Source organism: Solidesulfovibrio sp. (genome assembly GCF_029978005.1).
Lineage (GTDB): Bacteria > Desulfobacterota > Desulfovibrionia > Desulfovibrionales > Desulfovibrionaceae > Solidesulfovibrio.
Genome location: NZ_JARKOZ010000033.1, coordinates 1 through 26525, shown reverse-complemented (window position 1 = coordinate 26525; position 26525 = coordinate 1). Strand labels below are relative to the sequence as shown.

At 68.8% G+C, this 26525-nt stretch carries 21 protein-coding genes and 1 riboswitch; of the genes, 8 read left to right on the top strand and 13 right to left on the bottom strand.

The annotated features are described in order from the left end of the window. Positions 1-7: 7 nt before the first annotated feature. From Q1K70_RS03445 to Q1K70_RS03435, 3 genes are all read left to right on the top strand, one after another. On the top strand, positions 8-250 hold the full coding sequence (locus tag Q1K70_RS03445) for a (2Fe-2S) ferredoxin domain-containing protein (RefSeq protein ID WP_300155781.1): 243 nt from the start codon (positions 8-10) through the stop codon (positions 248-250). 65 nt (positions 251-315) lie between these two features. Then, positions 316-2109, top strand: a complete 1794-nt coding sequence (locus tag Q1K70_RS03440) for a [Fe-Fe] hydrogenase large subunit C-terminal domain-containing protein (RefSeq protein ID WP_300155779.1) — start codon at positions 316-318, stop codon at positions 2107-2109. Continuing rightward, positions 2106-3293 (top strand): SpoIIE family protein phosphatase, encoded by a 1188-nt coding sequence (locus tag Q1K70_RS03435; protein ID WP_300155775.1) that lies wholly within the window; start codon positions 2106-2108, stop codon positions 3291-3293. The genes Q1K70_RS03440 and Q1K70_RS03435 overlap by 4 nt, the downstream gene beginning before the upstream one ends. Positions 3294-3491: 198 nt before the next feature. On the opposite strand, the gene Q1K70_RS03430 is transcribed toward Q1K70_RS03435, so the two are convergent. From Q1K70_RS03430 to Q1K70_RS03385, 10 genes are all read right to left on the bottom strand, one after another. Next, positions 3492-3854 carry a tetratricopeptide repeat protein gene (locus Q1K70_RS03430; RefSeq protein ID WP_300155772.1) on the bottom strand — a complete coding sequence of 121 codons (363 nt, stop codon included), beginning with the start codon at positions 3852-3854 and terminating at the stop codon, positions 3492-3494. A gap of 128 nt (positions 3855-3982) precedes the next feature. After that, positions 3983-4426, bottom strand: coding sequence for a flavodoxin (locus tag Q1K70_RS03425; RefSeq protein ID WP_300155769.1), 444 nt, complete (start codon positions 4424-4426; stop codon positions 3983-3985). Between the two features lie 407 nt (positions 4427-4833). Further along, entirely contained in the window at positions 4834-6042 is a 1209-nt protein-coding gene (locus Q1K70_RS03420) for an ABC transporter substrate-binding protein (RefSeq protein WP_300155766.1), read from the bottom strand. Then, on the bottom strand, positions 6042-7055 hold the full coding sequence (locus Q1K70_RS03415) for an ATP-binding cassette domain-containing protein (protein WP_366521648.1): 1014 nt from the start codon (positions 7053-7055) through the stop codon (positions 6042-6044). Before Q1K70_RS03415 ends, Q1K70_RS03420 begins: the two co-directional genes overlap by 1 nt. Further along, on the bottom strand, positions 7052-7750 hold the full coding sequence (locus Q1K70_RS03410; RefSeq protein ID WP_300155763.1) for a GTP-binding protein: 699 nt from the start codon (positions 7748-7750) through the stop codon (positions 7052-7054). The genes Q1K70_RS03415 and Q1K70_RS03410 overlap by 4 nt, the downstream gene beginning before the upstream one ends. A 26-nt stretch (positions 7751-7776) precedes the next feature. Further along, a complete protein-coding gene (tsaA, locus tag Q1K70_RS03405) occupies positions 7777-8274 on the bottom strand; it encodes a tRNA (N6-threonylcarbamoyladenosine(37)-N6)-methyltransferase TrmO (RefSeq protein ID WP_300155761.1) in 498 nt (165 codons plus the stop codon). Positions 8275-8721: 447 nt separating this feature from the next. Next, complete coding sequence (locus Q1K70_RS03400) at positions 8722-9900, bottom strand: GGDEF domain-containing protein (protein ID WP_300155758.1); 1179 nt, start codon at positions 9898-9900, stop codon at positions 8722-8724. A gap of 546 nt (positions 9901-10446) precedes the next feature. Then, positions 10447-11871 (bottom strand): adenosylhomocysteinase, encoded by a 1425-nt coding sequence (ahcY, locus tag Q1K70_RS03395; RefSeq protein ID WP_300155755.1) that lies wholly within the window; start codon positions 11869-11871, stop codon positions 10447-10449. After that, entirely contained in the window at positions 11868-12818 is a 951-nt protein-coding gene (locus Q1K70_RS03390; protein ID WP_300155752.1) for a metalloregulator ArsR/SmtB family transcription factor, read from the bottom strand. The genes ahcY and Q1K70_RS03390 overlap by 4 nt, the downstream gene beginning before the upstream one ends. A gap of 71 nt (positions 12819-12889) precedes the next feature. Continuing rightward, positions 12890-15283 carry a methyl-accepting chemotaxis protein gene (locus Q1K70_RS03385; RefSeq protein ID WP_300155750.1) on the bottom strand — a complete coding sequence of 798 codons (2394 nt, stop codon included), beginning with the start codon at positions 15281-15283 and terminating at the stop codon, positions 12890-12892. Positions 15284-15715: 432 nt separating this feature from the next. Between Q1K70_RS03385 and Q1K70_RS03380 the strand changes: the two genes are divergently transcribed. Further along, the gene (locus tag Q1K70_RS03380; RefSeq protein ID WP_300155747.1) at positions 15716-17440 is read left to right on the top strand and encodes a hypothetical protein; all 1725 of its coding nucleotides are present in this window, start codon (positions 15716-15718) and stop codon (positions 17438-17440) included. A 66-nt stretch (positions 17441-17506) separates the two neighbouring features. Here the strand turns inward: Q1K70_RS03380 and Q1K70_RS03375 are convergent, their stop codons facing one another. Further along, the gene (locus tag Q1K70_RS03375) at positions 17507-19327 is read right to left on the bottom strand and encodes an ABC-F family ATP-binding cassette domain-containing protein (protein WP_300155744.1); all 1821 of its coding nucleotides are present in this window, start codon (positions 19325-19327) and stop codon (positions 17507-17509) included. Between the two features lie 256 nt (positions 19328-19583). After that, positions 19584-19672, top strand: a riboswitch (cyclic di-GMP riboswitch). A gap of 234 nt (positions 19673-19906) precedes the next feature. Here Q1K70_RS03375 and Q1K70_RS03370 point away from each other — a divergent pair. Further along, positions 19907-20101: a hypothetical protein gene (locus tag Q1K70_RS03370; RefSeq protein ID WP_300155741.1), complete on the top strand. Its 195-nt coding sequence runs from the start codon at positions 19907-19909 to the stop codon at positions 20099-20101. 110 nt (positions 20102-20211) lie between these two features. Here the strand turns inward: Q1K70_RS03370 and Q1K70_RS03365 are convergent, their stop codons facing one another. Then, entirely contained in the window at positions 20212-21921 is a 1710-nt protein-coding gene (locus Q1K70_RS03365) for a diguanylate cyclase (protein WP_300155738.1), read from the bottom strand. Next, positions 21911-23188: a branched-chain amino acid ABC transporter substrate-binding protein gene (locus Q1K70_RS03360; protein WP_300155734.1), complete on the bottom strand. Its 1278-nt coding sequence runs from the start codon at positions 23186-23188 to the stop codon at positions 21911-21913. Before Q1K70_RS03360 ends, Q1K70_RS03365 begins: the two co-directional genes overlap by 11 nt. A gap of 463 nt (positions 23189-23651) precedes the next feature. Here Q1K70_RS03360 and Q1K70_RS03355 point away from each other — a divergent pair, with 463 nt between their 5' ends. The 3 genes from Q1K70_RS03355 to Q1K70_RS03345 form a co-directional block, all read left to right on the top strand. Continuing rightward, positions 23652-24014, top strand: coding sequence for a cytochrome c3 family protein (locus Q1K70_RS03355; RefSeq protein ID WP_366521646.1), 363 nt, complete (start codon positions 23652-23654; stop codon positions 24012-24014). Then, entirely contained in the window at positions 24011-24985 is a 975-nt protein-coding gene (locus Q1K70_RS03350; RefSeq protein ID WP_300155731.1) for a hydrogenase small subunit, read from the top strand. Before Q1K70_RS03355 ends, Q1K70_RS03350 begins: the two co-directional genes overlap by 4 nt. A 10-nt stretch (positions 24986-24995) precedes the next feature. Continuing rightward, positions 24996-26525, top strand: a 1530-nt coding sequence (locus Q1K70_RS03345; protein WP_300155729.1) for a nickel-dependent hydrogenase large subunit, incomplete at its 3' end; no start/stop codon positions are given.

The window sequence follows — 26525 nt, the reverse complement described above, 5'->3', positions numbered from 1 at the left end:
GAGCCGCATGAAGCATGAAATCGTCATCTGCATGGGCAGTTCGTGTTTCGCCCGGGGCAACAAGAAGCACCTGCTCATGATCGAGCAGTACCTGGCCGACCACGGCCTGACCGACAGCGTGGTGCTCACCGGCAGCCGTTGCGAGGACCAGTGCCGCACGGGGCCCAACATCCGCATCGACGGCCAGCTCTACGGCGAGATCAACGGCGAGCGTCTCATGGAACTCCTAAGCCGCCATCTTTCCCAGTAATCCCGCGCCCCGGCATCCCGCCAGACAGAGCCTTCCCCTTGCCTTCGCTCCCCAGGAAGCAGACAATGCCCACCAGCTTGCCCGACACCGGAACCCAGGGAGGCGGCATGCTCAAGCACTACCCCATCTACACCATCGAAACCGAGTGCCAGGACTGCTACCGCTGCCTGCGCCACTGCCCGGTCAAGGCCATCCAGGTGGAGTCGGGAAGAGCGACCGTGGTGCCGGAGCTGTGCATCGCCTGCGGCCAGTGCGTGGCCGCCTGTCCCTCACACGCCAAACAGGTGCGCAGCGACCTCTTCGCGGTCTTCAAGCTCCTGCGCTCCTCCCGCCCGACCTACGTCTCCCTGGCCCCGTCCTGGGTGACGGAATTTCCCGACGTCTCGCCCCAGGCCATGATCGCCGCCCTGCGCCGGCTCGGCTTTTCCGGCGTGTCCGAAACGGCGCTCGGGGCCCAGGAGGTCTCGGCCGCCGTGGCCCAGAGCCTGTCCCAGGGCGGCCCCAGGCTTCTGCTCTCCACGGCCTGCCCGGCGGCGGTGGACTTCATCCGGGGCTACATGCCCGAGCTCGTGCCCAACCTCTCGCCGCTGCTCTCGCCGCTGCTCTCCCACTGCCGCCTGCTGCGCCGGGCCTACGGCCAGCACATCGGCGTGGTCTTCTTCGGGCCCTGCGTGGCCAAAAAGACCGAGGCCGACAACCACCCCGGCCTGCTCGACGCGGCCATGACCTTCACCGACCTGCGGGCCATGCTGCGCCAGGAGGACATCAACCCGGCCGCGCTCATTCCCGGCCCGGCCGACGTGTTCATGCCCCAGCCGGCCAGGGAAGGGGCGCTCTACCCCATCGAGGGCGGCATGTCGGACACGGTCAAGGCCTACGCCGGCAACGCCCAGGTCTGCTTCACCACCCTGTCGGGCATCCCGACCATCGAATCCGCCTTGCAGGGCATCCAGAACCATGTGTTGCCCCGGCCGGTCTTCGTGGAGATGCTGGCCTGCGTGGGCGGCTGCGTGCGCGGGCCGTGCGTGTCCAGCCACCGGCCGCGCCTGCTCGACCAGCTCGACGTGTTCAACCGGTCGGCCAAGCCCGCGCCCGAGACGCCGGTGCGCCCGCCCGCCCTGTCCATCGCCGAGCGCAAGAACCCGGCCCCGGTGGACCTGCCGGTCTACAGCGAGGACCAGTACGTCAAGGTGCTGCGCCTGATCGGCAAGTTCGCCCCGGAGGACGAGATCAACTGCGGCGGCTGTGGCCACGAGACCTGCCGCGGGCTGGCGCGGGCCATGCTGGAGGGCCTGGCCGAGCCGTCGATGTGCGTGCATTTCCTGCGAAAGCGCGCCACGCGCAAGGCCAATGCGCTCCTTCGCTGCATTCCCGCCGGCGTGGTCATCGCGGACAACAAGCTGCACATCATCGAGTGCAACGAGCACTTCGCCAGGCTTTTCGGCGAGGAGGTGCTCATGGCCTACGAGGCCAGCCCCGGCATGGAGGGGGCGGCGCTCGAGAAGATCGTGCCCTTCATCGCGCTTTTCCGCCGGGCGCTCGAGACCGAAACCGACATCCACCGCGACGCCCTGCGCCAGGACGACCGGGTGTTCAGCGTGACCATCTTCACCATCGAGCCGCGAAGCGTCATCGGCGGCGTCATCTTCGACGTCACGGGCTCGGAGCTGCGCCGCGAGGAGATCGCCCACCGGGCCCGCGAGATCATCCGCAAGAACCTGGAAACCGTGCAGGAGATCGCCTGCCGCCTGGGCGAGAACATGGCCGACACCGAGATATTGCTGCGCTCGCTGTCCGAGGGTTTTTCCAGCGGAGCCCGGGCCCTGACCGAAAAAGAGCTGCGGGGACGTCGCGCATGACCCGGGAGGAGGTGTTCGTCGAGGTCGAGGCGTCCCAGCGCAACCGCCACGGCGAGGACATCTGCGGCGACGCCTTCAAGACCCTGCGCCTGCCGGACGAGGGGCGCACCATCGCCGTGCTCTCCGACGGGCTCGGCCACGGGGTCAAGGCCTCGATCCTGTCGCTCATGACCGCCACCATGGCGCTCAAGTACACGGCCAGCGACACGGACATCGTGCGCGCGGCCGAGGTCATCATGGACGCGTTGCCGGTGTGCCAGGTGCGCAAGATCAGCTACGCCACCTTCACGGTGGTGGACATCCACCCCAACGGCGGAGCGCGGGTCGTCGAGATGGACAACCCGCCCGTGACGCTGGTGCGCGACGGGCTGGCGGTCAACCTGGAGTACGAGGAAGTGTCCTCGCCGCGCTACAACGACCGGGTGATCCGGGTCTACGACATGGCGCTGCACCCCGGGGACCGGCTGATCTTCACCTCGGACGGCATCACCCAGGCGGGGCTGGGGTCCGAGCGGCTGCGCCTGGGCTGGCGCATCAAGGGCTGCCGGGAATTCGCCCTGGAGCAGGTGGGCAAGGACCCGAAGATCTCCGCCCGGGCCCTGTCGCAGAAGATCCTGTCCCAGGCCCTGCGCCAGGAGCCGTTCCAGCGCGCCTTCGACGACATGACCGCGGCCGTGATCTACCTGCGCCGGCCCCGGCGCACCATCATCCTGACCGGGCCGCCCTACGCTTCGGGCCGCGACAGGGAATTCGCCGAGGCCCTGGGGGACTTCAACGGGCGCAAGGTCATCTGCGGCGGCACCACGGCCAACATCGTGGCCCGGGAACTCGAACTGACCATCCGCGACTGCCTGACGGGCCCGGGCCGGGGCGGCGGCGACATTCCGCCGGCGGCGGAGATGGACGGCGTGGACCTGGTGACCGAGGGCATCCTGACGCTGACGCGCACCGCCCAACTGCTGGAAAGCGACGAGGTGCCGCGCGAGAAAAACCCGGCCACCCAGCTTTACGAAATCTTCCTCGACAGCGATTCCATCGAGTTCGTGGTCGGGGCGCGCATCAACGAGGCGCACCAGGACCCCAACCTGCCCATCGACCTGGAGATCCGGCGCAACATCGTCAAGCGCATCCGCACGGTGCTCGAGGAGAAGTTCCTCAAGGAAACCCACATGCGGGTGTTCTAGCCGCGCACCGGCCAGGACATCGAAAAAAACCGCGCCCCGCCGGAAACCGCCGATCCGGACGGGGCGCGTCGCGCAACAGGCCTTCGGCCGATCGCGCGAATCCCGCGTCCGCGAATACGTGTACCTGCGTTTCGCGGACAACATGCTGAAGCGGGAGTATTTTTTGAGAATACTCCCGGATTTTCAAGGCTCCCCGCGCTAGAGAGTCGCCGCGCATTCCCAGGCAGGAGCCCGCCCGGGAAGAACTTCGGCGAAATGCCCGAGGATCGTCTGGTAGAGCTTGCTGCCGCAACCGGCACGCTCGCGCACCAGGGTCAGAGCCTTCTCGAATTCCCGGGCCGCCTCGTCGGCGCGGCCGGCCTCGTGCAGCGCCTGGCCCAGGCGGAAGACCGAATGGGCCGTGGCCGTATTCACGCCGCCGCCTTTTTCCGAAAGCGTAACCGACCGGCGCAGGAGTTCCTCGGCCCCCTCCATGTCGCCTCGGTCCAGGGCCTCCATGCCGGCCTCGCGCAGCTGGCGCACGCTGGACGACAATTCGCATTTTCCATTGGTGCAAGCCATCATGTGCCTCCAGGCAAACGGGACGTCCCTACGGGAAACCGTCCCGGCAAAGACGCTGCGCCTGCCCGCGCGCGCCGTATCGTGCATCCTCCCCGCGCTTTCCCCGTCTCCCGTCGGGAAACGCGCGATCAAGCCGCGCTTTGCAGCACGTCCCTGGCCCAGGCCTTGGCCTCGGCCTTGTCCGGCGAGCCGTCGACCTTGAGCGGCAGGTCGATGACCTTGGCCCCCAGAGCGGCGGCCTTCTGGGTGATGGCGTCCACAGCGCCGCAAAAATGGGTGTAGCTCGAATCGCCGCAACCGAAGACGGCCACCTTCTTGCCGACGAGCCCGGTCGCCTCCAGGTCGTCGTACAGCGGAACGAAGTCCTCCTGGAGCTCGATCTCGTCATCGCCCCAGGTGGAGCAGCCGAACACGACCAGGTCGTAGCCCTCGGCCAGCCCGGCCGCCTTGACCGAGGCGGCGTTTTTCAGGTCAACGGTCATTCCCGCCTCTTCCAGCGTCCCGGCCACGACCTCGGCGACGGACTCGGTGTTGCCCGTGGTGGAGCCGAACACGACAAGCGCTTTTCCCATGGCGTACTCCCGCAACTGCTTTTTTCCGGGCGGCTCGTGCCGTCCGCATGGGAAATTGATTTAATGATAATGAGTCTCATTGTCAACATCATTTATCCATCCCGCCTCTCCGAGGCCGCCCGTCCCTCCGCATTCCCGCGCCCTTACACCGCATCCCAAAGCAAAAAATCCACACCCTTCGCCCCGAAGGGGCGACGGCCTGGGGGCGGAATTTTTCCTGCCGAGCCTGCCGCGAAGCAGCGGCAGCGGCAGGGAAAATTCCGCCCCCATCTTCGTTCCGCCAACGCCAGCCGCCCCGGTGACCGCAGCCCTCCCCGCCCGACCACGCCGGTCGGGGGGCCTGGGGGGAGTGACTCCCCCCAGTGGGTCCAGGGCAACGCCCTGGTGGGGTTCGGGGCAAAGCCCCGTCAGTGCGAGGCGTAGTACGCTTCCGCGAAGGTCGCGCCGGCTTCGGCGATGAGGGCTCCCAGGTCGTTGGCTTCGAGCACGTCCCAGCCGATGAAGCCGACCTTGGCCCCCTGGGGCAGGCCCGAAGGCGCATCCGGGCAGGTGGGGGGGATAAGCGCCCCGGCGCTGATGGCGGCGGTTTCCGGGCCGGTGAAGAACTCCACCAGCGGGCCGAGGGTGGGCAGGGCCTTTTCCTTGACCATGACGAAAAGCGGCGAGACGAGGCCGCCCTCCTCGGGCCAGACGAGGCGCACGTCGTCGCGGCGCGGCGCGGCGGTGGCGAAGAAAGAGGGCATGACGCCGATGGGCGGCGGGTTGGTCCCCGGGGCGGGGCGGAAGATCTGGGACGGGTGGGTGTCGCAGACCATGGCCCGGCCCAGGGCGGCCACGGCCCCGGGCCCGTGGCGCAGGCGGATGTCGAGGAGCAGCGTGGAGTCGCCGGCGGTTTCCGGCGGTCCGCACAGGCCGATCCTGCCGGCGTAGGCCGGATCGAGCAGATCGTCGAAGGAGCGCGGCACGGGCAGCCCGCCCAGGCGGGAGACGACCACGGCGATGACCAGCGGGTTGACGCCGTAGATGCGGCACACGCCGCGCGGGTCGGCCAGGCCCGCGCGGGCCAGGGCCGGGTGCATCTCCTGGGGCAGCCTGGCCAGCAGGCCGCCGTCCGCGAAGCGGTCGCGAAAGCTCTTGGACAAGAAGCCGTTGAGGCCCGCGGAAACGATGAGATCCGGCACTTCCCGGGCCGTGGTCAGCCCGGCGGCCAGGTCGTTGAGGGTGTGCTTGCCGCAGCTGTCCATGAAGATGCGCGGCCAGGGGAAATCCGGCCCCAGGCGTTCCTTGAGGTTTTCCAGGGCGATGCCCATGGGGGCCTTGAGGGGACAGGGGAGGCTTAAGAACATGCGCGGCCCGGTCCCATCGGCGCGGTAGCCGTCGCAGAAAAGCGGCACCATGCCGGCGGCGGGCCCGGCCCCGGCCAGGGCCCGGTCGAGGGCGGCCGGGGTCAGGCCGTGCAGGGAAAGCAGCGTGGCCATGGTCAGAAACGGCGCGGCCGAGGCCAGGAATTCGGCGTCGGCCACGGCGGCGACACCCAGGCCGGCCAGGGCGTCGCGGGCGGCGGGATGACGGGCCAGAAACCGGGTGACCGGCCAGTCGAGAGCGCCTTCTTCCATCAGTGCGTCTCCTTGTGCGCGGCGACCGTGCGTCCCAGGCGCAGGTCCTCTCTGGCCCGGGTGAGGACGGCGTCCAGGGCGGCCAGTTCCGCGAGGGCCCGGCGTTCGGCCGGCGAGGTTTCGAGGGTATGGGCCACGGCCCCGCCGGAAAAGACCAGGCGGCGCGAGGCGAGCAGGGCCAGCAGCGGGTCGTGGGTGGCCACGAGCACGATCTTGCCGCTGCCGGTGAGAAGCGCGATGGCGCGGCGGCGGTCGATGCCGGCGTTTTCGATCTCGTCCACGAGCACCACGGGCGAGGCGCACAGGCGGGCCACGTCGGCGATCATGAGCGCCCGGCTCTGGCCGCCGGACAGGGCGGTCAGGGGCGTGGCGGCGTCGAAGGGCTCGCCGGCCAGCTCGTTGGCCAGCGCCGTCACCTCGGCGGCGGCCCGGTCGGGATCGGCCAGCAGGCGACTCTCGGCGTGGGCGCAAAGAAACGGCCCCACGGCCATGTCCATGACGAAATGCATGTTCTGGGAGAGCTGGGCCACCAGCCGGCCGGAAAGCGACAAGCGGCGGGCGGCGTCGGCGGGCGCGCCGTCCAGGAGCACGCGCCGACCGGTGGGGGTGTCGGCGTCGGCCAGCCATTCGACGTCGGCCAGAAACCGGCTCTTGCCCGAACCGGTGGGGCCGACCAGGGCCACCACGTCGCCGGGCACGAGGGTGATGTCGAGGGTCTCGGGCCGGCCGCGCTTGTCCGCGCCGCCGCGCACGGTCATGGACGCGACCACGGGCGGCGCGGCGTCGATGCGGCCAAGGGCGGCCAGGAACTTCCCGAAACGGGCGGCCAGCTCCTCGCGGGAGCAGCCGGCCTCGATGAGGACCGCCTCGCCCAGGGCGGCGAAATAGGCCTCGGGCGTGGCCTCGGGCGCGGGCGCGGGCAGGCCCTGAACGGCGAAGAAGTCGCGGCTGGCCCCGAGCTCGCGCCACAGTTCCTTGAACGGCCGGGCCATCTCCCGGCTCGACCCGGTCACGGGGCGACCTCGGAGAAATCCATCTTGCGCACGTTGCCCATCTGGTGGTCCGCGCCCACCCGGCGCTGGCCCAGGCAGTAGGAGCACACGGCGGCGGGCATGGTGAAGCGAAGCGTCGCGCCGTCGAGGGTCGGCGTCTCGGGCGCGGCGGCGATGACGTGGGCCAGGGCGTCGGCCCCCTGGCCGGTAAGGCCGCTGACGAAGAGCACCGTGGCCCGGGGATTGACCCGGCGCACCCGGAAGGCGAAGACCTCGCGCTCGGCCTGGGAGACCACGTCGCCCTTGGTCACGGCCACCACGTCGGCCAGGCGCAGCATGGGGCCGATCTTGGCCGGGGTGTCCACGCCGGAAAGGCTGTCCACCACGCACACGGCCAGCACCCCCTCGATGTGGGGGGCGCAGCGGTTGCAGAGGCCAGCGCTTTCCACGGCCAGGATGGACAGTCCCTGGCGCGCTCCCCAGGCGAAGGCGTCGGCGGCATTGCACACGTAGAAATGGTCCGGGCACAGCGCCCCGGACAGCCCGACCACGGCCGGGACCCCGGCGGCGGCGAAGGCCTCGCGGTCGCGGCTGGCCAGGCAGTCGAACTTGACCACGCCCAGGCGCTGGCCGCGTCCGGCCAGGACGGCGGCGGCCTTGAGCAGGATCGACGTCTTGCCGGACGAGGGCGGTCCGGCCACGGTGACGCATTTCATGAAGGCTTGATTTCTCCTCGGCGGGGTTAACGAAAGCGGTCGTCGGAAATGTAGTTCCCGGCGTTTTCGGCCTTGGCGTCGAACCAGCCGATGCGGCCGGCCTGCCAGACGTCAAAATGCGGCACATAGGGCTTGATGTCGAGCACCGGAGTGCCGTCGAGGACGTCCACGTTGCGCAGGCGCACCACGTGCCCCTCGACGCCGGCCAGTTCCAGCACGGACAGGCCGATGGGGTTGGGCCGCTTGGGCGAGCGGGTGGCGAAGATGCCATGGTCGGCGTTGTCGAGGAAAGGCCGCACGACGAGGTCGTAGCCCGTCACCCGGTGCAGGTGATAGAGCAGGAAGACGTGGGAAAAGCCTTCCAGGTCGCGCAGGCCGCCGGCGAAATCCGGGTGCACCTCCACGTGGCCGGCCACGCCCAGAGCCCCCACGGGCTGGATGGGCATGCCCTGGATGTCGCGAAAGGGCGAACGCAGGATGCCGATGGCGCGGTAGGCGATGCCTTCTTGCGTCTGGTCGTTCACGTCGTTTCCTTGGAGGCCGGACGCCCCGATCGGCTGCATCAAGAATCGGGCCAGGGCGGACGGCGCGGAATCGCTGGTTTTCCGGCTTGACCGACAATCGGACCGGACAATTCCGTTTTTACGCGATACAAAGTTGTCGCGCCGCCGACAACCTTATAAAAAGACACGAAAATTTTACTTTACGTGACGGTCGCGGCAAGGGAGACGGCCACGGTGGCGCAACCCGGCCGGAGCCAAGGACTTTTCCACAGGGAGGCCGCAAAATCGGCGAGGCTTCCCGGTTGGAAAATCCACAAGAAGAGCATCGTGATCGTGGCCTGTCCCCCGCGCGGGGGCAGGCCAGGCCTCCCGCGGTCCGGGAGGCGAAGGGGCGAGGCGAGGCCCGGGGGGATTGGTCAGCCCCTCTCCCCTGCCCCCAGCCCGGCGCATCCCCGCACGAGGGGAAGGTCAGGCGTCGGCGGAGCGGCGGGACAGGGCGTCGGCGTGCAGGACCATGTCGCGGGCCATCTGCTTGGCCGCGAGCAGGGCCATGTCGGCCAGACGCAGGAAGTCCTCGCCGGCGTCGTCCGCGCCGCCCCGGTGGCTGGACAGGCCGATGGTCACGGTCAGGGGATCGGCCAGGCCCAGGGCGCGCCAGTCGTGGCTGGCCACGGCCAGGCGCAGACGCTCGGCCACCGCGGCGGCACGCTCGGGCGCAGCCCCGGGCAGCAGCACGCAGAACTCGTCGCCGCCGATGCGGGCCACGCAGTCGTCGCCGCGCAGCTCCCGGACGACGATCCGGGCCAACAGGCGCAGGGCCTCGTCGCCCAGACCGTGGCCATGGCGGTCGTTGACGGCCTTGAAGTGGTCGATGTCCACCAGGGCGAGGCTCGTCCAGGCTCCGGCGCGGGCCGCGCCGCGCAGTTCCCGGGTGAAGGCCGCCTCGAAGCCCCGGCGGTTCTGCAGGCCGGTCAGGGGATCGCTGTCGGCCAGGCGGCGGACCTCCTCCTCGGCCATGTCCCTGTGCAGGAGCACGAAGCCCAAGGTGCAGGCCAACAGGCTCGGCACGGACAGCAGCATGGCCACGTTCTGGCCCAGACTCGGGGCGAAGGGGTCGGGAAAGTCTTGCGGGGAAAGGAGCACCACCCCGGCCCGCACCAGGTACGAGCAGCCGGCCAGCAGGTAGCCGGCCCCGAGCATGAGGATCACCCGGGCCCGGAACTCCCGGACGCGGCGCAGCACCACGGCCGCGATGCACCAGGCCTCGGCGGCGAAGATAGTCGTCAGCAGCAGGACCCTGGGCTTGACCGCGCCGGCGAAGACGGCGGCGACGACAGCCGCCAGCGCCGGCGGCAGGGCATAGCTCCAAAAGGAGCGCTTGTTGCCGAAAAAGACGTCGAAGGACGCCCAGAAGCACACCCAGGACAAGGCGAAAAGGGCGTTGCCCGCCAGGAGGGGGAAAGGCCCGGGCGGCGAGGAACGCAAAACGAAGAACGGAACGGACAGTATCTGGGCCACGAGCCCGACGATCCACAGCCGCGCCCCCCGGGCCCGCTTGTCGGAAAAGGCCACGGACAGCAGCACGGCGATGCAGACGTGGCTGCACAAATAGATGACGCAAGCGGTCCTGAAATCGAAGAACTGCATTCCAGGATTCGATATACGGATTCCAAGGCGCAGGCAAACCATTCCTCGGGAAGGGCTTCGTATTTCACCCAGGCAAGGAGCCAGCCAATTGTTGCTGTTTGTTGACGCTGTTTCTTTTTGCTACACAAGCACACGACAGAAACGAAAAAAGGCAAGTCACCGATATTTTGCGGTTCCCACGCCGCATTTGTGACGTTTCGTCCTGTTGCATCCTTCTTCTGTCAATATCCTTATCAAGTTGCAGCCTTGGACAATCGCCGAAAACTGGGTGCGATTTCGAAGCGACGCCGCCGATTCCACCGTGCCGCGAACGTTGCGTTGGAGGATGCAGCATCTCCATGCCGTCGTCCCGCGGTCGTTCGCGAAGCGGCCACTACCGGCCATGCCTGTCCGGAGCCGGGAAGAAACGCGCCGTACGGTTTCCGGGCCGCCATGGCCGGCCTTGCCGTATCGCGGGGCGGCTCCCGCGCGGGCGATGCAAAAAAAAACCGCCGCGCCGTGGGCGCGGTTCCCACGACGCGGCGGCAGGTTATGGAGGCGAAAAGCCTAGTAGCGGTAGTGGTCCGGCTTGTAGGGGCCGGACGCGTCGATGTTGAGGTAGGCGGCCTGGGCCGGGGTCAGGGTCTCGAGCTTGGCCCCCAGGCGCGCCAGGTGCAGGCGGGCCACTTCCTCGTCCAGGAGCTTGGGCAGGGTGTAGACGCCGATGGCGTACTGCTTGGTGGCCAGCTCGATCTGCGCCAGGGCCTGGTTGGTGAAGGAGTTGGACATGACGAAGCTCGGATGGCCGGTGGCGCAGCCGAGGTTGACCAGCCGGCCCTCGGCCAGCATCAGGATGGCGTTGCCCGAGGCCATGGTCCACTTGTCGACCAGCGGCTTGATCTGGTCCTTCCTGCAGGTGGGCGTGGTCTCCAGGTAGGCCACGTTGATCTCGGAGTCGAAGTGGCCGATGTTGCACACGATGGCCCCGTCCTTCATCTTTTCCATGTGCGCGCCGGTGATGACGTCGCAGCAGCCCGTGGCCGTGACGAAGATGTCGCCCTGGGCGCAGGCCGCGTCCATGGTCGTGACCTCGTAGCCTTCCATGGCCGCCTGCAGGGCGCAGATGGGGTCGATCTCGGTGACCAGCACCCGCGCGCCGAAGCCGCGCATGGACTGGGCGCAGCCCTTGCCCACGTCGCCGTAGCCGGCCACGACCACCACCTTGCCGGCCACCATCACGTCCGTGGCCCTTTTTATGCCGTCGGCCAGGGACTCGCGGCAGCCGTAGAGGTTGTCGAACTTGGACTTGGTGACCGAGTCGTTGACGTTTATGGCCGGGAAGAGCAGCTCGCCGGCCTGCATCATCTGGTAGAGGCGGTGCACGCCGGTGGTCGTCTCCTCGGACACGCCCCGGATCTTTTTGGCCAGACGCTCGAACCGGCCGGCGTCGACGGCCACGACCGCCTTGATGCGGTCCATGATGATGGCCATTTCCTTGTTGTCCGTGGGGGCGTTCAGGATCTTGGCGTCCTTGGCGCACTTGACGCCGTGGTGCACGAAAAGGGTGGCGTCGCCGCCGTCGTCCACGATGAGGTCCGGGCCGGCCCCGTCGGGCCAGGTGAGCGCCATCTCGGTGCACCACCAGTAGTCCTCCAGGGTCTCGCCCTTCCAGGCGAACACGGCGGCCAGCCCGTCGGCGGCGATGGCCGCGGCGGCGTGGTCCTGGGTCGAGTAGATGTTGCACGAGGCCCAGCGCAGGTCCGCGCCCAGGGCGTGGAGGCACTTGATGAGCATGGCCGTCTGGATGGTCATGTGCAGCGACCCGGTGACGCGAAGGCCGGCCAGGGGCTTTTTCGGGCCGTACTTCTCGATGACGGCCATCAGTCCCGGCATCTCGCCTTCGGAGAGCTGCATCTCCTTGCGGCCCCAATCGGCCTGGGACATGTCGGCGACCTTGTAGGGAAGGGTCAGGTCAAGCGGCTTGACGCTCATGAAGGGCTCCTTTCGGGGGAGGGTTGACGGGGCCCGGCCACGGCGCGCGCCGCCGCCAGCCCCCGGTTGACGGGGTGTTCGGACCATTGCGTCAGGTCAAAACCGGCGCGGTCCAGCCATTCGGAAAGCTTTTCCCGCGAGAACCCCAGCCAGCGGTCGCCGAAGCGCCGGCGCATGGCCTCGTCCTCGTGAGCGGTGAAGTCGATGACCACCAGCCGCCCCGCGTCGGCCAGCACGCGCCGGGCCTCGGCCAGGGCGGCGGCGGGATCGGGCAGATGGTGCAGGGTCAGGCAGACGACCAGGAAATCCGCCTCGCCGTCGGCCATGGGCAGGTGCTCGAGTTCGCCCATGCGCACGCCGACCGGCAGCCCGGCCGTGCGCCGCTCGGCCAGGGCGAGCATGGAAGGGGAACTGTCCACGCCGATGACGGCGGCGGCCCGCTCGGCCAGCACGGGCAGCAGGTCGCCCGGGCCGCAGCCCAGGTCGGCGGCCAGGCCGACCGTGGCCGGCATGACCTCGCGCACGAGGTCCGCCGGGTCGAGTTCGCCCAGCACCTCGCGGCGAAGCCCGGCCCAGTCCGGGGCGATGGCGTTGAAAAAGCGACGGGTCTCCCGGCGGCGCTCCCGCAGCACCTCGGCCACGGCCGTGAGGTCGGCCTCGGGACCGGCGGCGTCCAGCCAGGGAGCAAGCGCCGCCAGAAAGGCGGCCGGCTCGTCGCCGGCGGCGGCGCTGTAGAAGGTCCAGGCCCCTTCCCGGCGGCTCGTCAGCAGGCCGCAGCCGACCAGGATGCCCAGGTGGCGCGAAACGCGCGACTGGCCCATGCCGAGCACGGCCACGATCTCGCCCACGGACAGCTCGTGGCGGGCGAGGATGCGCACAAGGCGCAGCCGCGTCTCGTCGGCCAGGGCCTTGAACCAGGGCAGGGGCGAAGATGCGTCTTTCAGCATATCAAGATATCCTGATATGCGGGCATACGGATTTCACCTGGCCCCGTCAAGGGGAATCAGGCACGGGGACGCTACCCCCGCATGTCCTCGATCAGGCGCATGAGGTCGCCGGCCTGGCCGGCCAGGTCCGAGACGGAGCCGGCGGCCTCGTCCATGCCGAGCGCCGTCTCTTCGGCCACTTCGCCGATGGTGGACACGGCCCGGTTGATCTCGTCGTGGGCGCTGGCCTGCGCCTTGGCCGAGGCCGCGATCTCGCGCACGGACCGGGCCGCGTCCTCGCAGCGCGACACGATGGCCGCCAGGGTGTCCCCGGAGCGGGACACCAGCCCGTCTGCCTCGGCCACGGCCTGGGTGGCGGCCACGGCCTTGCCCGCGCTGTCGTCCACCGCCTCCAGCACGGCGTGGACCGAGGTGGAGACCTCCTTGGTGGCGGACATGGTCTTTTCGGCCAGCTTTCGCACCTCGTCGGCGACCACGGCGAAGCCGCGCCCGGCCTCGCCGGCCCGGGCCGCCTCGATGGCGGCATTGAGCGCCAGCAGGTTCGTCTGGTCGGCGATGTCGGAAATGACTTCGATGATGCCTCCGATGGAGGCGGCCCGGTTGCCCAGGGCGTCCATGCTGCGGCGCAGCTCGCCCGAGATGCCGCTCACCTGGCCTATGGCCCGGGCCGTGCGTTCCACGGCCTCCCGGCCGGCCATGGCCTGGGACATGGCCGCCTCGGCCCCGGTCGCCGCACCCTCGGCCCCGGAAGCCACTGCGTCCAGGGCGACGTTGAGGCTCTCGAAGGCGGCCGCCGTCTCCTGCAACTGCGCCGTCTGCTCCATGGCTCCGCTGGAAACGGCGGAGACGCGGCTGGAAAGCTCCTCGGCGTTGGCGGCCACGTGGCGGGCGATGGTCTCGGCCTCGCCGGCCACCCGGCGCAGCATCTCGTTTCTGGAGACGATAAGCGCCTCCTTGGACTTGACGTCGGTCAGGTCCACCACCAGGGCGAAGGCGCCGATGAGCCCCTCGTCCAGGTCGTAGAGCGGGGCCGTGTCCACGCGCACGTGGCGCGTCCCGCCCGCGCCGTCGTCGAGCAGGAACTCCACATCCAGCCGGCAGGCCCGGTCGGTCAGGCAGGAGGAAAGCTCCCCGGCGATGGGCGCGCTCCTGCCGAAGGCCTGGGCGGCCGGCCGGCCGAGCAGGGCCTTGTAGTCCTCGCCGAGGCCGAGCAGGCGCAAAAGCGGCGGATTGACGAAGGTCACCTTCCCCTCGGTGTCGACCACGAGGCAGGGCAGGGTCACGGCCTTGAGGATGCTCGAGGCAAAGCCGAGCTTGTTCTTGATCTCGGCCACCATCATGAGCAGGCCCGAGCGCAGGGCCTCCATCTCGCCTTTGAGGCGCTTGGGGGGCGCGGCCGAGAATTCGCCCCGGGTCACGGCGGCCAGGTAGCCCAGGATGCCGTCCAGCGGGCGCAGAATCTCCTTGCGCAAAAAGAGCGTCACGGCAACGAGCACCAGAGCCGCCGTGACGCCGGCCACGAGCAGCGACACCCGCTGCAGGCCGCTGGCCGCGGCAAAGGCCTCGTCGGCCGGAGTGCGGGCCAGGAGCGCGAAGCCGATATTGCCGAACCTGACCGGGGCGAAGGCCGTGAGCGTCTCATCGCCCTTGCCGTCCTTGTCGGTGAGGTTGCCCGTCTCGCCGCCCAGGGCCCGGGACACGGCCGCGCCCGCCGGAGCGCCCTTGGCGTCCGAGGCGGCCACGGCGGCCAGGCGCACCCCGCCGTCGCCGCCGACCAGGAAGAAGTCGCGGGAAACGCCCGTGCCTTCGCCCTGGCGCATGATGCGCGCCAGTTCGTCCTTGGGCACGCGCAGGATCGCGGCCGCCTCGATCATGGTGCCGGTGTGGTTTTTGACCGGCGCGGCCACGAAGGCCGCCTCCTCGCCGCCGAGCGGCGGATAGGGCGCGAAGTCGGCGAACACCACCTCGCCCTTCATGGCCCCGCGCCAGGCGGCGGCCAGGCTGGAATTTTTAAGCGGCCCCTCCTTGAGGTCCTCCCCCACTTCCTTGCCCGAGGCCGCGCCGAAGATCACCCGGCCGTCGTCGGCCACGAGCAGCGCGTCGCCGAATCCCAGCACCTTGGTGAAGGGGCCGAAGGCCGGGCCCACGTATTCGTGCAGGTCCTTGTATTCCGGCGTGTCCACGGCCGCTTTCTGGCCGGGCTTGACGCCCATGAAGTAGTCCCGGGTCATGCCCACGGCGTTGTAGACTTCCTTGACCGCGGCCAGGATGGCCGCCTCGCGAAGCCAAGTGGCGGCGGCCGCCTCCCGGGCTTCGCGACGGCTGTCCCTGGCGGCGGCCAGACCGCCGAAGGCCTGTTCGCCGAGGATGCCGGAAGCCTGGCGCACGCTGACCACGCCCGTGGCGGCGAGGGGAAGGATGCTGATGGCCAGGCAGAACAGAATCAATTTGTATTTGAGCGTCATGACGTTTCTCGGGGCTGCTTCTCGGGAAATACGACTTGGGAATCCGGATCGAAGCCGCCCGATGGGGGCAGGCCGATCCCTGCTACTTTCCGACCATGCGCAGAACGATGAAGACTTTGTGTCATTTGAGAGACGGCTACATACCTTGTATTGCGACATTCGCCATCTTCGTGAAACACGCCTGGCTCAACGCACCGATCATGTTTCCCGACGCATCTTCGGGTCCGCGCACTAGCGTACGCCCCTCCTCCTGGCCGGGCGAGCTCCGCCGTGTCTGTAACCGCACGCCACCGGACGGCGACCCACTGGGCATCGATCGAGGGCATCCCCGCGTTGCGGCCTCTCCGCCTCCGGCCGGGTCTGGGGCGCTTGGACGGCGCGGCCCGCGTTGCCACGGATTTCGTACCAACCCGTTCGCTCTTGGGTCTGCTTGTGCACGCAAAAGACGCCGCCGTTTCGAATCCGCCGCCGCGCCGCCGCGCCGCCGCGCCGGGCGACGCCGCCTCGCGGCTGCTCGTCGCGATCCTGCTGGCCCTGGCCGCCGTGCGGGGCGTCAGCGTGGCGGGGCTGCAACTGCCGTTCAACGGCTGGGACGAGCTGCCGCATCTCGCCGTGGCCTATTACGTCCACAAGACCGGGCGCATGCCCACGACGCGCACGCCCATGCCGCGCGAACTCGTCCCCTTCATCACCGCCCATCCCCACCCCACGACCTCGCTTTCCATGCTGCGCGGCATAAACGCCAAGCCCTATCCCGGCGACGCCCCGGCCTGCTGCGAGGAACCGAAAAAACGCTTCGACCTGTTCCTCTACCAGGCCCAGCACGGCCCGCTCTTCTACCGCCTCATGGCCCTATTCTGCCCCGGCCCGGACCCGGCCGCCCTGCTCGCCTGGGCCGACGCGGGAAGGCTTTGCAACGTCGCCCTGCTCGTGGCGACGCTGGCCCTGTGGCGGCTGGCCCTCGGCCGCCTGCTGCCGGCGGACGGCCCCCTGCGCTGGCTGCCGGACGGCGTGCTCCTGCTTCTGGTCAGCTTCTCCTACGTGACCTACAACTTCGCCCGCTTCGCCAACGACGGCTTGGCGCTTTTTTGCGCCAGCGCCGCCCTGGCCGCCTATGTCGTCTGGATCAAGCCGCGCGGGGTCCTCGCCCCGGCCGGCAGCTGGCGGACGGCCCTCCTCGGCGCACTGGCCGGGCTGGCCGTCCTGGCCAAGGCCACGGCCCTGCCCGTGGCGCTGGTCCTCGGCATCCTGCTGACCCTGCCGGCCCTGAGGCCGAGACTCTCCTGGCGGGCGCGCCTTCGCGCCCTGGCCGCGCCGTGCGCCTTCGTCCTCGGCTACGTCGCCCTGGCCGGGGCCTACCACCTGCCGTATCTTATGCGCTACGGCCAGCTGACCGGCATGCAGGAGGCCATCTTCAGCTCGCGCCGGGGCTTCGGCCTCGCAAAGCTCCTGGGCGCGGCCAAGGACCTGGGCTACGGCGTCTTCCGCAACCCCCTGGCCTACAACGCCACGGTGTTTCTGGGCGGCTGGTCCAACCTCCAGTCCCCGGACTGGCAGAACCTGGCCTTCAAGACGGGCCTGACCGGCTGCGCCCTGGCCCTTGGCGCGGCCCTTTGCCGCCGCGGGGGACGGCGGCGCTTGCTTTCCCTGGCCCTGGCCGCCCCGGAACTGCCGCTTCTGTGGGCCGGCTGCACCCTGGCCCTGGTCTTCCACGCCCTGCACTCCGCCCTGGCCTGGGGCTTCCCCACCACCGGGGCCTGGTACGCCATGCCCGCCCTGCCGGCCTTTTTCACCTGGCTGCTCCTCGGCCCGGCCTTGCTCGGCCGCCTGGCCGGGGCGCAGGCCCTCCTGTATCTGGCGGTTCTCTTCAACTGGGGAGCGTTCTCAGGTACTTACGGCAACCTGCTGGTCCAGGAGACGGGCACGACCGACCTCGCGGTCGGCGCGTCCATCGCCGCCGCGCACCATGCCTTGATCCCGGCGAACGCCGCCTGGATGCTGGCGGCCCAATTCGTGCTCGTGGCACTTGGCTTGGGGCTGGCCGCCCGGGAGGCGCTCACGGCTCCGGGCGAGGCGAAGCCGCTGCAACTGCTCCTGCGGCCGCGCCGGGAGCACGCAGGCACGCCGTCGCGCGACACGGACCGCACCGGAACGTAAGGCGGATCGGGAAAGAGAGGAACGCTGTCGCCGATCCCCTAAGGAACCGGCGACAGCCGTAGCCGTCTAGGCGAGCTTTTCCTCGAGTGCGGCCCAGCGGGCGTAGAGGGCCTCGACAGCGGCCTCGGCCGCCTGGAAGGCCTCCAGGCGGCGGGAGAGCTCAGCGCCGTCGCTGGCCACGGCCGGGTCCTCCAGGGCGGCCTGGGCTGCGGCCTGGGCCGCCTCGGCCGCGGCGATGGCCTGCTCCATGCCGTCGTATTCCCGCTGTTCCTTGAAGGTGAGCTTTTTCGTCCCGCCCTGGGGCCGGGGTTTGGGCCTTTGCGGCTTGTCCTCCCGGGCGGCCCGGGCCTGGTCCCTGCGCCTGGCCTCGAATTCGGCCTCCCATTGGCCGTAGTCGGCGTAGACCTCCGATCCGCCCGCGCCGTCGAGGCCGAGCAGCCGCGTGGACACGCGGTCGAGCAGCGACCGGTCGTGGGTGACCAGCACCACCGCGCCCGGAAATTCCAGCAGGCTTTCCTCAAGCATCTCCAGGGTGGGGATGTCCAGGTCGTTGGTGGGCTCGTCGAGAAGGAGCACGTCGGCCGGGCGCAGCATGAGCCGGGCGATGAGCACGCGCGCCTGCTCCCCGCCGGACAAAAGCCCCACCGGCAGGTCCAGCTGCTCGGGCCGCAGGGCGAAGCGTCTGGCCCAGGTGACCACGTGCACGGGCTGCCCCCGGTAGATGACGCTGTCGCTGTCCGGGGCAAAGGCGTGGCGCAGGATCTGCTCCTTGTCGAGCTGCTCGCGCTTCTGGTCGAAGACCACGACCTCGAGCCCGGGCGCGTGGGACACCCTGCCGGCGTCGGGCCGTTCGAGCCCGGCCAGGACGCGTAGCAGCGTGGACTTGCCCGAGCCGTTGGGCCCGGCCAGGCCCAGGCGCGCGCCGGGCGCAAGCACGATGTCCAGGTCCCGGAAAAGGGGCCGCTCTTCGTAAGCCTTGGCCAGACCCTCGGCCACGACCAGCCGCCTGGTCTGGCGGCCGGAAGCGGAAAAATCGATGCCCGCCCGGACCGTCTCACGGTTTCGCGCCCGTGTCGCGGCCAGTTCCTCGAACAGCTCCCCGGCCGCGTCGATGCGCCCCTTGGCCTTGGTGGCCCGGGCCTTGGGTCCGCGGCGCAGCCACTCGATCTCGCGCCGGGCCTTGTTGGCCAGGGTCTGCTCCAGGGCTCCCTGGCTGGCCAGGAACGCCTCCCTGGCCTCGAGCAGCGCGCTGTAGGGGCCGTCCACGCTCAAGAAGCCGCGCGGGTAGGCGGCCGAGAGCTCCACGGTGCGCCGGCAGACGTTTTCCAGAAAGAACCGGTCGTGGCTGACCACCACGAAGGCGAAGGACGCGCCGGCCAGAAACCGTTCGAGCCACAGGATGGAGGCCAGGTCCAGGTGGTTGGTGGGCTCGTCCAGGAGCAGGGCGTCGGGCTCGGACACCAGGGCCCGGGCGATGGACAGCCGCTTGCGCCAGCCGCCGGACAGGGCGTCCACGGCCGCCTCCGGCTCCTCGAAGCCAAGGCGTCCCAGGGTCACGGCCACACGCTTTCGCTGCTCGGCCTCCTCGGCCGGCCGGCCGAAGGCGGCCACGGCCGCCTCGGTCACCACCCGCTCCACCGTCGTCCCGGGGTCGAAGGCGTCCTGCTGGGCCACGTAGGCGAGACGGGCCCCCTGGCGCAGGGTCCGTTCGCCGGCGTCCGGCGTCTCGAGGCCGGCCAGGATCTTGAGCAAGGTGGATTTGCCGGAGCCGTTGGGGCCGATGAGCCCGATGCGCTCCTGGTCGGAGACGGTCAGGGAGATGTCGGTGAAAAGGCGGCGCACGCCATAGGATTTGGCGACGCCGCGCAAGGTGACGCAAGTGCCCATGGCCGGATGCGGTAGCCCAAGGCGGGTCCCGCCGTCAAACCCCGCCGGACCGGGCGGCAAGAGCATCTATACAAAATGGTAAAAGAGTCGTATACGTGTTACCGAGAAGTCGTGACGCCGTCCGTTTCCCCCCGGGATACAAGAACGCGTCACGGGCCGGACCGCGATGGCGGACGGAACACGGGAAGACCCCGGGCGAGGGAGGTTCGCCCCGGGTCCGCCTCTTCCGTTCCCCCGCGCCCGGCCAACCACCACGCACTGAAAAAGGCAAACCCTCCGAAAGGGGGGGACGCAAAGCCACGGGCCTACGTCCTGGAGACAGGATAGGGCAGCCGGGCCGCCAATGCGCCGGATCCTCCGATCTGCGCCTTGGCCCGCGCGCCGCGTGAAAGGAGGAACGGTCATGCCGCACGATCCGTAATCCATCCCCGGCCATATTCGTTCAAGTCCGCCCCATCAGGGAGGGGGGTCTTTCATCCCTTCCGGGATCCATATCCGGCCGGCATGCGCCAACCATCGGCGGGAGAAGGCATGACGGACGGAAAGGAGTTGCTTTCGCGATGAAGGAGAGCAGTCGTCATGAGCGAAGTATCGGGGATCGGCATCTTTGGCAGCGCCGCCACGGCGTCCGTCCTCTCGACCAAGGAACAGCAGTACTTTAAACGCGTCTTCGGCGCGACGGGAGGCGGCCAGGAAGCCACGGCCGCCCTGCCGCAAACCGAATCCGCTCCCCCCAAGCCGCATATAGGCACCAGGCTCAATGTGAAAGTCTGACGGCGGCGGGGTTTGGTGGACGCCAGGGAGGTGACGTCCGCCGCCGGGACCTCGGTCCATCCCCCCGTTCGTTGCAACCATGGCCCGGTCGCCTGGCGACCGGGCCTTTTTCATTTGTGGTCGCGGATGCCGGGGTGGGCCTCGGTCCGGTTGCGGCCGGCCTGCTTGGCCCGGTAGAGGGCGGCGTCGGCGCGCTCGAGCAGTTCCGCGGCCCCCATGTCGCCGTCGTAGGCTGCCAGGCCGAAACTGGCCGTCACCTCGATCATGCCCGGGACCAGGCAACGGGCGCATTCGCGGCGCAGGTTCTCGGCCAGGGCCCGCGCCTGGTGCAGGTCGGTTTCCGGGCAGACGACGAGGAATTCCTCGCCCCCCCAGCGTCCGACCAGATCCGTCTCCCGCGTGAACGCCATCAGGATGTCACCCACCCGCACCAGCACGGCGTCGCCGGCGGCGTGGCCGTGGGTGTCGTTGACTGCCTTGAAATGGTCCAGGTCGGCCAGGATCACCGAGAAGACGGTGCCGTAGCGCCGGGCGCGGCGCAATTCGGCCTCGAGCTCGCGGTCGAGCTTGCGTCGGTTGCACAGCCCGGTCAGGCGGTCGGTCAGGGACAGGGTGGCCAACTCCTGATTTTTGGCGTCGAGCTCGCGGTTCTTGTCCGCCAGTTCCTTGGTGCGCTGCCGGACCTTCTCCTCCAGGGTGTCTACCAGCCCCTTGAGGCGCGCCGTCATGGCGTTGAAAGCCCCGGCCAGCACCCCCAGCTCGTCGCCGCCGCCGTCCGGCAGGGCCACGTCGAGGTGTCCCGCCCGCACGGCCTCGGCATGGCGGGTCATGGTCTCGATCTTGCCCGTGATGGAGGCGTGCAGAAGCCGGCCGGCGAAGAGGAGGCAGCCCAGCCCGAGCAGGGCCGCCCCGGCCAGGATGGCCCCGGTCAGCCGGCTGGCCCAGTCGATCCGCTTCCTGGCCTTGGCCACTTCCGCGGCCGAAAGCTGCTTGAGTTCCTCGGCGATGGGGTCCACGGCCCTGGATTGCAGCCAGAAGTCGTTGGCGTTGGCGTGCATGGCCTTGACGGCCTCCATGATCCGGTCGGCCGTCCGGGCATAGGCGTCCATGAGACCCAGGACGTCGGGCCGGCCGCTGGCGGGCGCGACCTTGCCGGCGACGACCAGGCGTCGCAGTTCCCCGAGCTTGTTGAGGGCGGACTGCATGAAGGGCCGCTGCCGGGTGATCTCGTAGCGTTTTTCCAGGACGTCCAGTTCGCGCAGCAGGCGGCCGCCCTCCGCGCTCCCCTCCAGACAGGCGGCAAGCCCGGCCGTGGTCTCGGCAAGCCGCGCCAAAAGACCGCCCTTGGCCTCGTAGAGCGAGGCGTAGATTTCGGTTTCGCGCAGAAGCGTCTCGGAATACCGCCTGGCCGTGGAGGTGAAGAGCGTGAGGTCCACGTTGCGCCTGGCGATGGCCCCGCCCGAGGGCAGAGCGGCGATGAGCCGGCGCAGGTCCTCGCACACGGCGATGAGCCGGGCCGTTTCGGCCTGGGCCGGCTGGCAGAACCGCTCCCGGGCCGCCTCGAAATCCATCTCCGGCCCGACCAGCAGGAAATCCCGGTACAACCGCCGCGACTTCTCGAGCTTGCCCTCCATTTCGAGGACCTTGGCCCGCACTTCGAGGTTGGCCTGGATGTTGTCCTCGGCTCCGCGCATGACGGCGAGGCCAATGACCGCCGCCCCGCCGGCCAGGCTGAACATGGCGAACAGCAGTCCGAGGACGGTCCACAGCTTGGAGGTGATGCCGAGGCGGTCCCAGTATGTCGCCAGCTTACTGGCCATGCTCTTTTCGCGGGTCGTAGGTGAAGACGACGTTGGCGAGCAGGCCCGTCACGCCCTTGGCCGGGTCGTCCAGGCGCAGCACGTCGAAGCGCGGCACGGCGCAGTCGCCGAAGCGGTCGCAGGTGAGGGTCCCGGTGAGGCCGGGATAGTCCGTGGTCCCGGCCAGGGCGTCGCGCAGCGCCTGGCGGCCGAGGACGCACGCCCCATCCTTGCCGCACTTGGCGGCGGTCTCCATGGCCCGCAGGAGAATGCCGGCCGCGTCGAAAGCATGCTGCGAATAGGTCGTCGGCGGCGATTCGCCGTAGCGCTCCAGGTAGCGCTCTTGAAACGACGTCGTGGCCGCGCTCGGCCCCGGCGGGGTCGGACCGACGAAATACATGCCCCTGGCCGCCTCGCCCACGGCGTCGATGAAGCTCTGGTCGATCAGCGAGCCGTCGCTCATGAGGGCAAGCCCGGCCAGGGCCGGCATGGCCCTGGCCGTGAGCAGGACCGCGTTGCCCTCGGGCTGGAAGAGCGGGAAAAAGAGGATGTCGGCCCCGGATGCGGCCACGGCCTCGAGCACGGGCCGCATATCCGCGTCGCCCTTGTCCACGGCCGTGAAAAGGGCGGTGGCCCCGCCGAGGCGCTCGAACTCCTGGCGAAATCCCTGGGCCAGGCCCAGGGTGTAGATGTCGCCGTCGTGGATGACCGCCGCCCTGCGCACGCCGAGGGCCACGTAGGCGTGGCGGGCCGCCGCCGGCCCGGAGTGCTCCTCGTTGGGGGCGGTGCGGAAAAAGCCCGGCTGCCATTTGGGCGCGGCCTTGCCGCCCATGGACGTCAGGAAGGGAGCGCTGTTGTTGCCCGAGATCATGGACAGCCCGGCGGCGGTCATGACCTGGGCGGCGGCGGCGGCGTCCCCGGAGCAGGTGGTGCCGAAAATCGCCGCCACGTCCGGGTCGGAGACGATGCGCAGCGCGGCGTTGGCCCCGCCCTCCCGGCGGCAGCCGGTGTCCTCCACCACGAGGACGACGGGATGCCCGAGCACCGCGTCCCCCCGGTCGGCCAGGGCCAGCTCCAGACCGCGCACCTGCTCGCGGCCCAGGACCGCCACCTTGCCGCTCAGGGACTGGATGACGCCCAGACGCACCGGCGCGCCCGGGGCGAGCTCGACGCAGCCCAGGGGATCGACGCAGAAATTTTTCTTCTCGCCGCTCAGGGGAGCGAAAAACAGCACGGCCGCGGCCGCAACGCCGAAAAACGCGGCCAAGGCCACGAGCAAGACACGCATGGGCGAACACCTCTTTCGGTCTACCCCATGTATTCGTCACCGCTCCAGGGCCGACCATCGTTATAGCCATACGATGGGCTCATACATTTGTCACTGTTTCCACGGCGGCGACGCCACGACGACGCGACGAAATTATGGTCTTTTTCGTCGCCGCCCTTGTTCCGCGCCATGGCATCGCATTACGCCGTCATGCCCTTCGGGCAAGGTTCACCATAAAATGTATATGCACCACGGAACGTCTTCATGCTCACGTCTTCCGATGCAACGCCTTCCTTCTTTCTGGAATAACACAAAATATAAAAATGTATTACAAAGGGTTTGCCTTTGTTCTTCGCGAAATTTCTTGATCGGAAACCGGAAATCGTGGACATCGTCAAACGTAGTCCAATCCCTTGCCCCGGAGGCTAAAATGAAGTGATTATCGTGGATCCCATCGATTCTGGGCATAACCCTTTGTTGCGGCGTGGCCATCGGCTATGAAGTGCCCAAGGACATCCTCATCAAAAGACCGGACAAAAATACGCCCCTTGCCGCATGGGTCGGACCCGTGAATTTTCCGCACGGTTTCCATGCCGTGCAAAACCCTTGCAAGTCGTGTCATCATGAAGAGTTGGACCGCACCTTGGGCCAGTTCTTGCCTTGCACCCAGTGCCACAATCAATCGGGGATGGATTCCAAGGCCGATTTCTACCGCGCCTTTCACAATGAAAGGACCATGAGCTGCCTCGGCTGCTACAAGCAGAAGCGCTACAGCGGCCAAGCCATGCCGCCTTTGTCCTGCGTCGCCAGCTGCCACAAAGCCCCGGAAGGAGGGAAGCCCCAATGAGCTCCAAGACGCGTCTCGCGGCCACGCTCCTCGAACGCCAGATCGAGGGCGGCCGCATGTCCCGCCGCGATTTCCTGAAGTTTTGCGCACTGGTGGCCGCGGCCATGGGCATGGAGGCGGGCTACGCCCCCACCATCGCCGCCGCCCTGGAAAGCAAGCAGCGCCCGAGCGTGGTCTACATGCACGGCGCCGAATGCACGGGCTGCACCGAGGGGCTCCTGCGCTCCATCGATCCCTACATCGACGTGCTCATCATGGAAGTCATCTCCCTGGACTACTGCGAGACCCTGATGGCCCCCTCGGGCAAGGCGGCCGAGGCCAACCTGGAAACGGCCATCCATAACCCGAACGGCTACTACTGCGCCATCGAGGGGGCCATCCCCCTGCGCCAGGGCGGACTCTACGGCCAGGTGGCCGGCGAGACCATGCTTTCGCTTTTCGCCAAGGTGGCCGGCAACGCCAAGGGCGTGATCGCCATGGGCTCCTGCGCCAGCTACGGCGGCATCCAGGCGGCCAAGCCCAACCCCTCGGGCGCGGCGGGCGTGGGCGAGGCCCTCGGCCCCATGGGCGTCAAGCCCATCAACATCCCGGGCTGCCCGCCGAACCCCGTCAACTTCATCGGCACGGTGGTCCACCTGCTGACCCAAGGCGTGCCGGCCCTGGACGGCTACGGCCGGCCGACCATGTTCTACGGCTCGACCGTGCACGACAAATGCCCGCGCCTGCCCCACTTCGAGGCCGGCCGCTTCGCCCGGGGATTCGAGACCAAGGAGGCCCGCGACGGCTGGTGCCTGCATCTTCTCGGCTGCCGCGGCCCCTACACTTACAACAACTGCCCCACGGCCCAGTTCAACCAGACCAACTGGCCGGTGCGCGCCGGCGCGCCCTGCATCGGCTGCAGCGAACCCGACTTCTGGGACGCCTACGCACCCTTCAGCCGCGACGTCCGCATGAAGGGCGAGTCCGCCTAAGGAGGCAGCCATGGCCGAGAAGAAATTCACCGGACCCCTCACCATCGACCCCATCACCCGCATCGAGGGCCATTTGCGCATCCATGTCGAGGTCAAGGACGGCGTGGTGGCCGACGCCTGGTCCAGCGCCCAGCTCTTTCGCGGCCTGGAACTCATCGTCCAGGGTCGCCCGCCCGAGGACGTGCACCTCTACGTGCAGCGCGCCTGCGGCGTGTGCACCACCACCCACTCCCTGGCGAGCATCCGGGCTGTGGAGGACGCCATGGGCTTCACCCCGCCGCCGGCGGCCCAGCTGGTCAGGCTCCTTATCCTGTCCTCCCTCGACGTCCACGACCACCTCGTACACTTCTACCATCTGCATTCCCTGGATTTCTGCGACATGGTCGCGGCCCTCAAGGCCGATCCGGCCGCCGCGGCCAAGCTGGCCTCGGAAGTCTCCGGCCGCGAGGCCATGCCCGGCGATTATTACGTGGTCCAATCCAGGCTCAAGAAATTCGCCGACAGCAAGCAGCTCGGATTCCTGGCCAACGCCTACTTCCTGGGCGGCCATCCGGCCTATCGCCTCTCGCCCGAGGAAAACCTGGTGCTGGCGGCCAACTACCTGGAAGCCCTGCGCGTCCAGCTCAAGCTGGCCCGGGCCATGGCCATCTTCAGCGGCAAGAATCCCCACGCCCAGACCATGCGCGTGGGCGGCGTGACCTGCTACGAGAGCCTGCGGCCCGAGCGCTTCCAGGAATTCCGGGAGCTCTACGCCGAAGCCCGCAAGTTCATCAACCACAACTACAAAGGCGATCTGATCCTTCTCGGCCGCCGCTATCCCGAGGCGGCCAAATACGGCCGCACCACCAACTTCTTCGACTTTTCGGACTTTCACGATCCCAAGACCGGCAAGGATCCGTTCTTCAGGGGCGGCGTGCTCTGGAACCGGGACTTCAAGCGGGTGGAGGATTTCGACCCCAACGAGATCAAGGAGCACGTGACCCACGGCTGGTACAAGCCCGGCGAAGCGCGCCATCCCTACGACGGCGTCACCGACCCGGACTATGCGGAGTACGACGGCAAGGACCGCTACTCCTGGTCCAAGGCCCCGCGTTACAAGGGCGAACCCATGGAGACCGGGCCGCTGGCCCGGCGGGCCATGGCCTACGCCAGGGGCGAGCCGGAGACGGTCAAGCGCCTGGACGAGTGGCTGACTGCGAGCAAGCTCAAGCCCGAGAACCTGTTTTCGACCCTGGGCCGCACGGCCTGCCGCATGGTGGAGAGCATCGTCCTGGTCAACCGCATGGAGGGTTGGCTCGACGAACTTGAGGCCATGGCCAAGGCCGGGCCGGTGGAGATCTACAAGCCCTGGAAGATGCCGGATGCGGCCAAGGGCGTGGGCTTTTGCGCCGTCACCCGTGGCGGGTTGTCGCACTGGGTCCGCATCGAGGGCGGCAGGACGGCCAACTACCAGTTGGTGGTGCCGAGCACCTGGAACCTGGGGCCGCGGTGCGGCGCGGGCAAGCTCTCGCCCGTGGAGGAGTCGCTGGTGGGCGTTGCG

Coding starts and splice junctions, on each gene's coding strand:
- Q1K70_RS03375 (WP_300155744.1), bottom strand. CDS start 19,327: ATGGGCACTTGCGTCACCTTGCGCGGCGTCGCCAAATCCTATGGCGTG.
- Q1K70_RS03425 (WP_300155769.1), bottom strand. CDS start 4,426: ATGGGAAAAGCGCTTGTCGTGTTCGGCTCCACCACGGGCAACACCGAG.
- Q1K70_RS03430 (WP_300155772.1), bottom strand. CDS start 3,854: ATGGCTTGCACCAATGGAAAATGCGAATTGTCGTCCAGCGTGCGCCAG.
- Q1K70_RS03370 (WP_300155741.1), top strand. CDS start 19,907: ATGAGCGAAGTATCGGGGATCGGCATCTTTGGCAGCGCCGCCACGGCG.
- Q1K70_RS03410 (WP_300155763.1), bottom strand. CDS start 7,750: ATGAAATGCGTCACCGTGGCCGGACCGCCCTCGTCCGGCAAGACGTCG.
- Q1K70_RS03400 (WP_300155758.1), bottom strand. CDS start 9,900: ATGCAGTTCTTCGATTTCAGGACCGCTTGCGTCATCTATTTGTGCAGC.
- Q1K70_RS03435 (WP_300155775.1), top strand. CDS start 2,106: ATGACCCGGGAGGAGGTGTTCGTCGAGGTCGAGGCGTCCCAGCGCAAC.
- Q1K70_RS03390 (WP_300155752.1), bottom strand. CDS start 12,818: ATGCTGAAAGACGCATCTTCGCCCCTGCCCTGGTTCAAGGCCCTGGCC.
- Q1K70_RS03440 (WP_300155779.1), top strand. CDS start 316: ATGCCCACCAGCTTGCCCGACACCGGAACCCAGGGAGGCGGCATGCTC.
- Q1K70_RS03385 (WP_300155750.1), bottom strand. CDS start 15,283: ATGACGCTCAAATACAAATTGATTCTGTTCTGCCTGGCCATCAGCATC.
- ahcY (WP_300155755.1), bottom strand. CDS start 11,871: ATGAGCGTCAAGCCGCTTGACCTGACCCTTCCCTACAAGGTCGCCGAC.
- Q1K70_RS03350 (WP_300155731.1), top strand. CDS start 24,011: ATGAGCTCCAAGACGCGTCTCGCGGCCACGCTCCTCGAACGCCAGATC.
- Q1K70_RS03445 (WP_300155781.1), top strand. CDS start 8: ATGAAGCATGAAATCGTCATCTGCATGGGCAGTTCGTGTTTCGCCCGG.
- Q1K70_RS03360 (WP_300155734.1), bottom strand. CDS start 23,188: ATGCGTGTCTTGCTCGTGGCCTTGGCCGCGTTTTTCGGCGTTGCGGCC.
- Q1K70_RS03365 (WP_300155738.1), bottom strand. CDS start 21,921: ATGGCCAGTAAGCTGGCGACATACTGGGACCGCCTCGGCATCACCTCC.
- Q1K70_RS03420 (WP_300155766.1), bottom strand. CDS start 6,042: ATGGAAGAAGGCGCTCTCGACTGGCCGGTCACCCGGTTTCTGGCCCGT.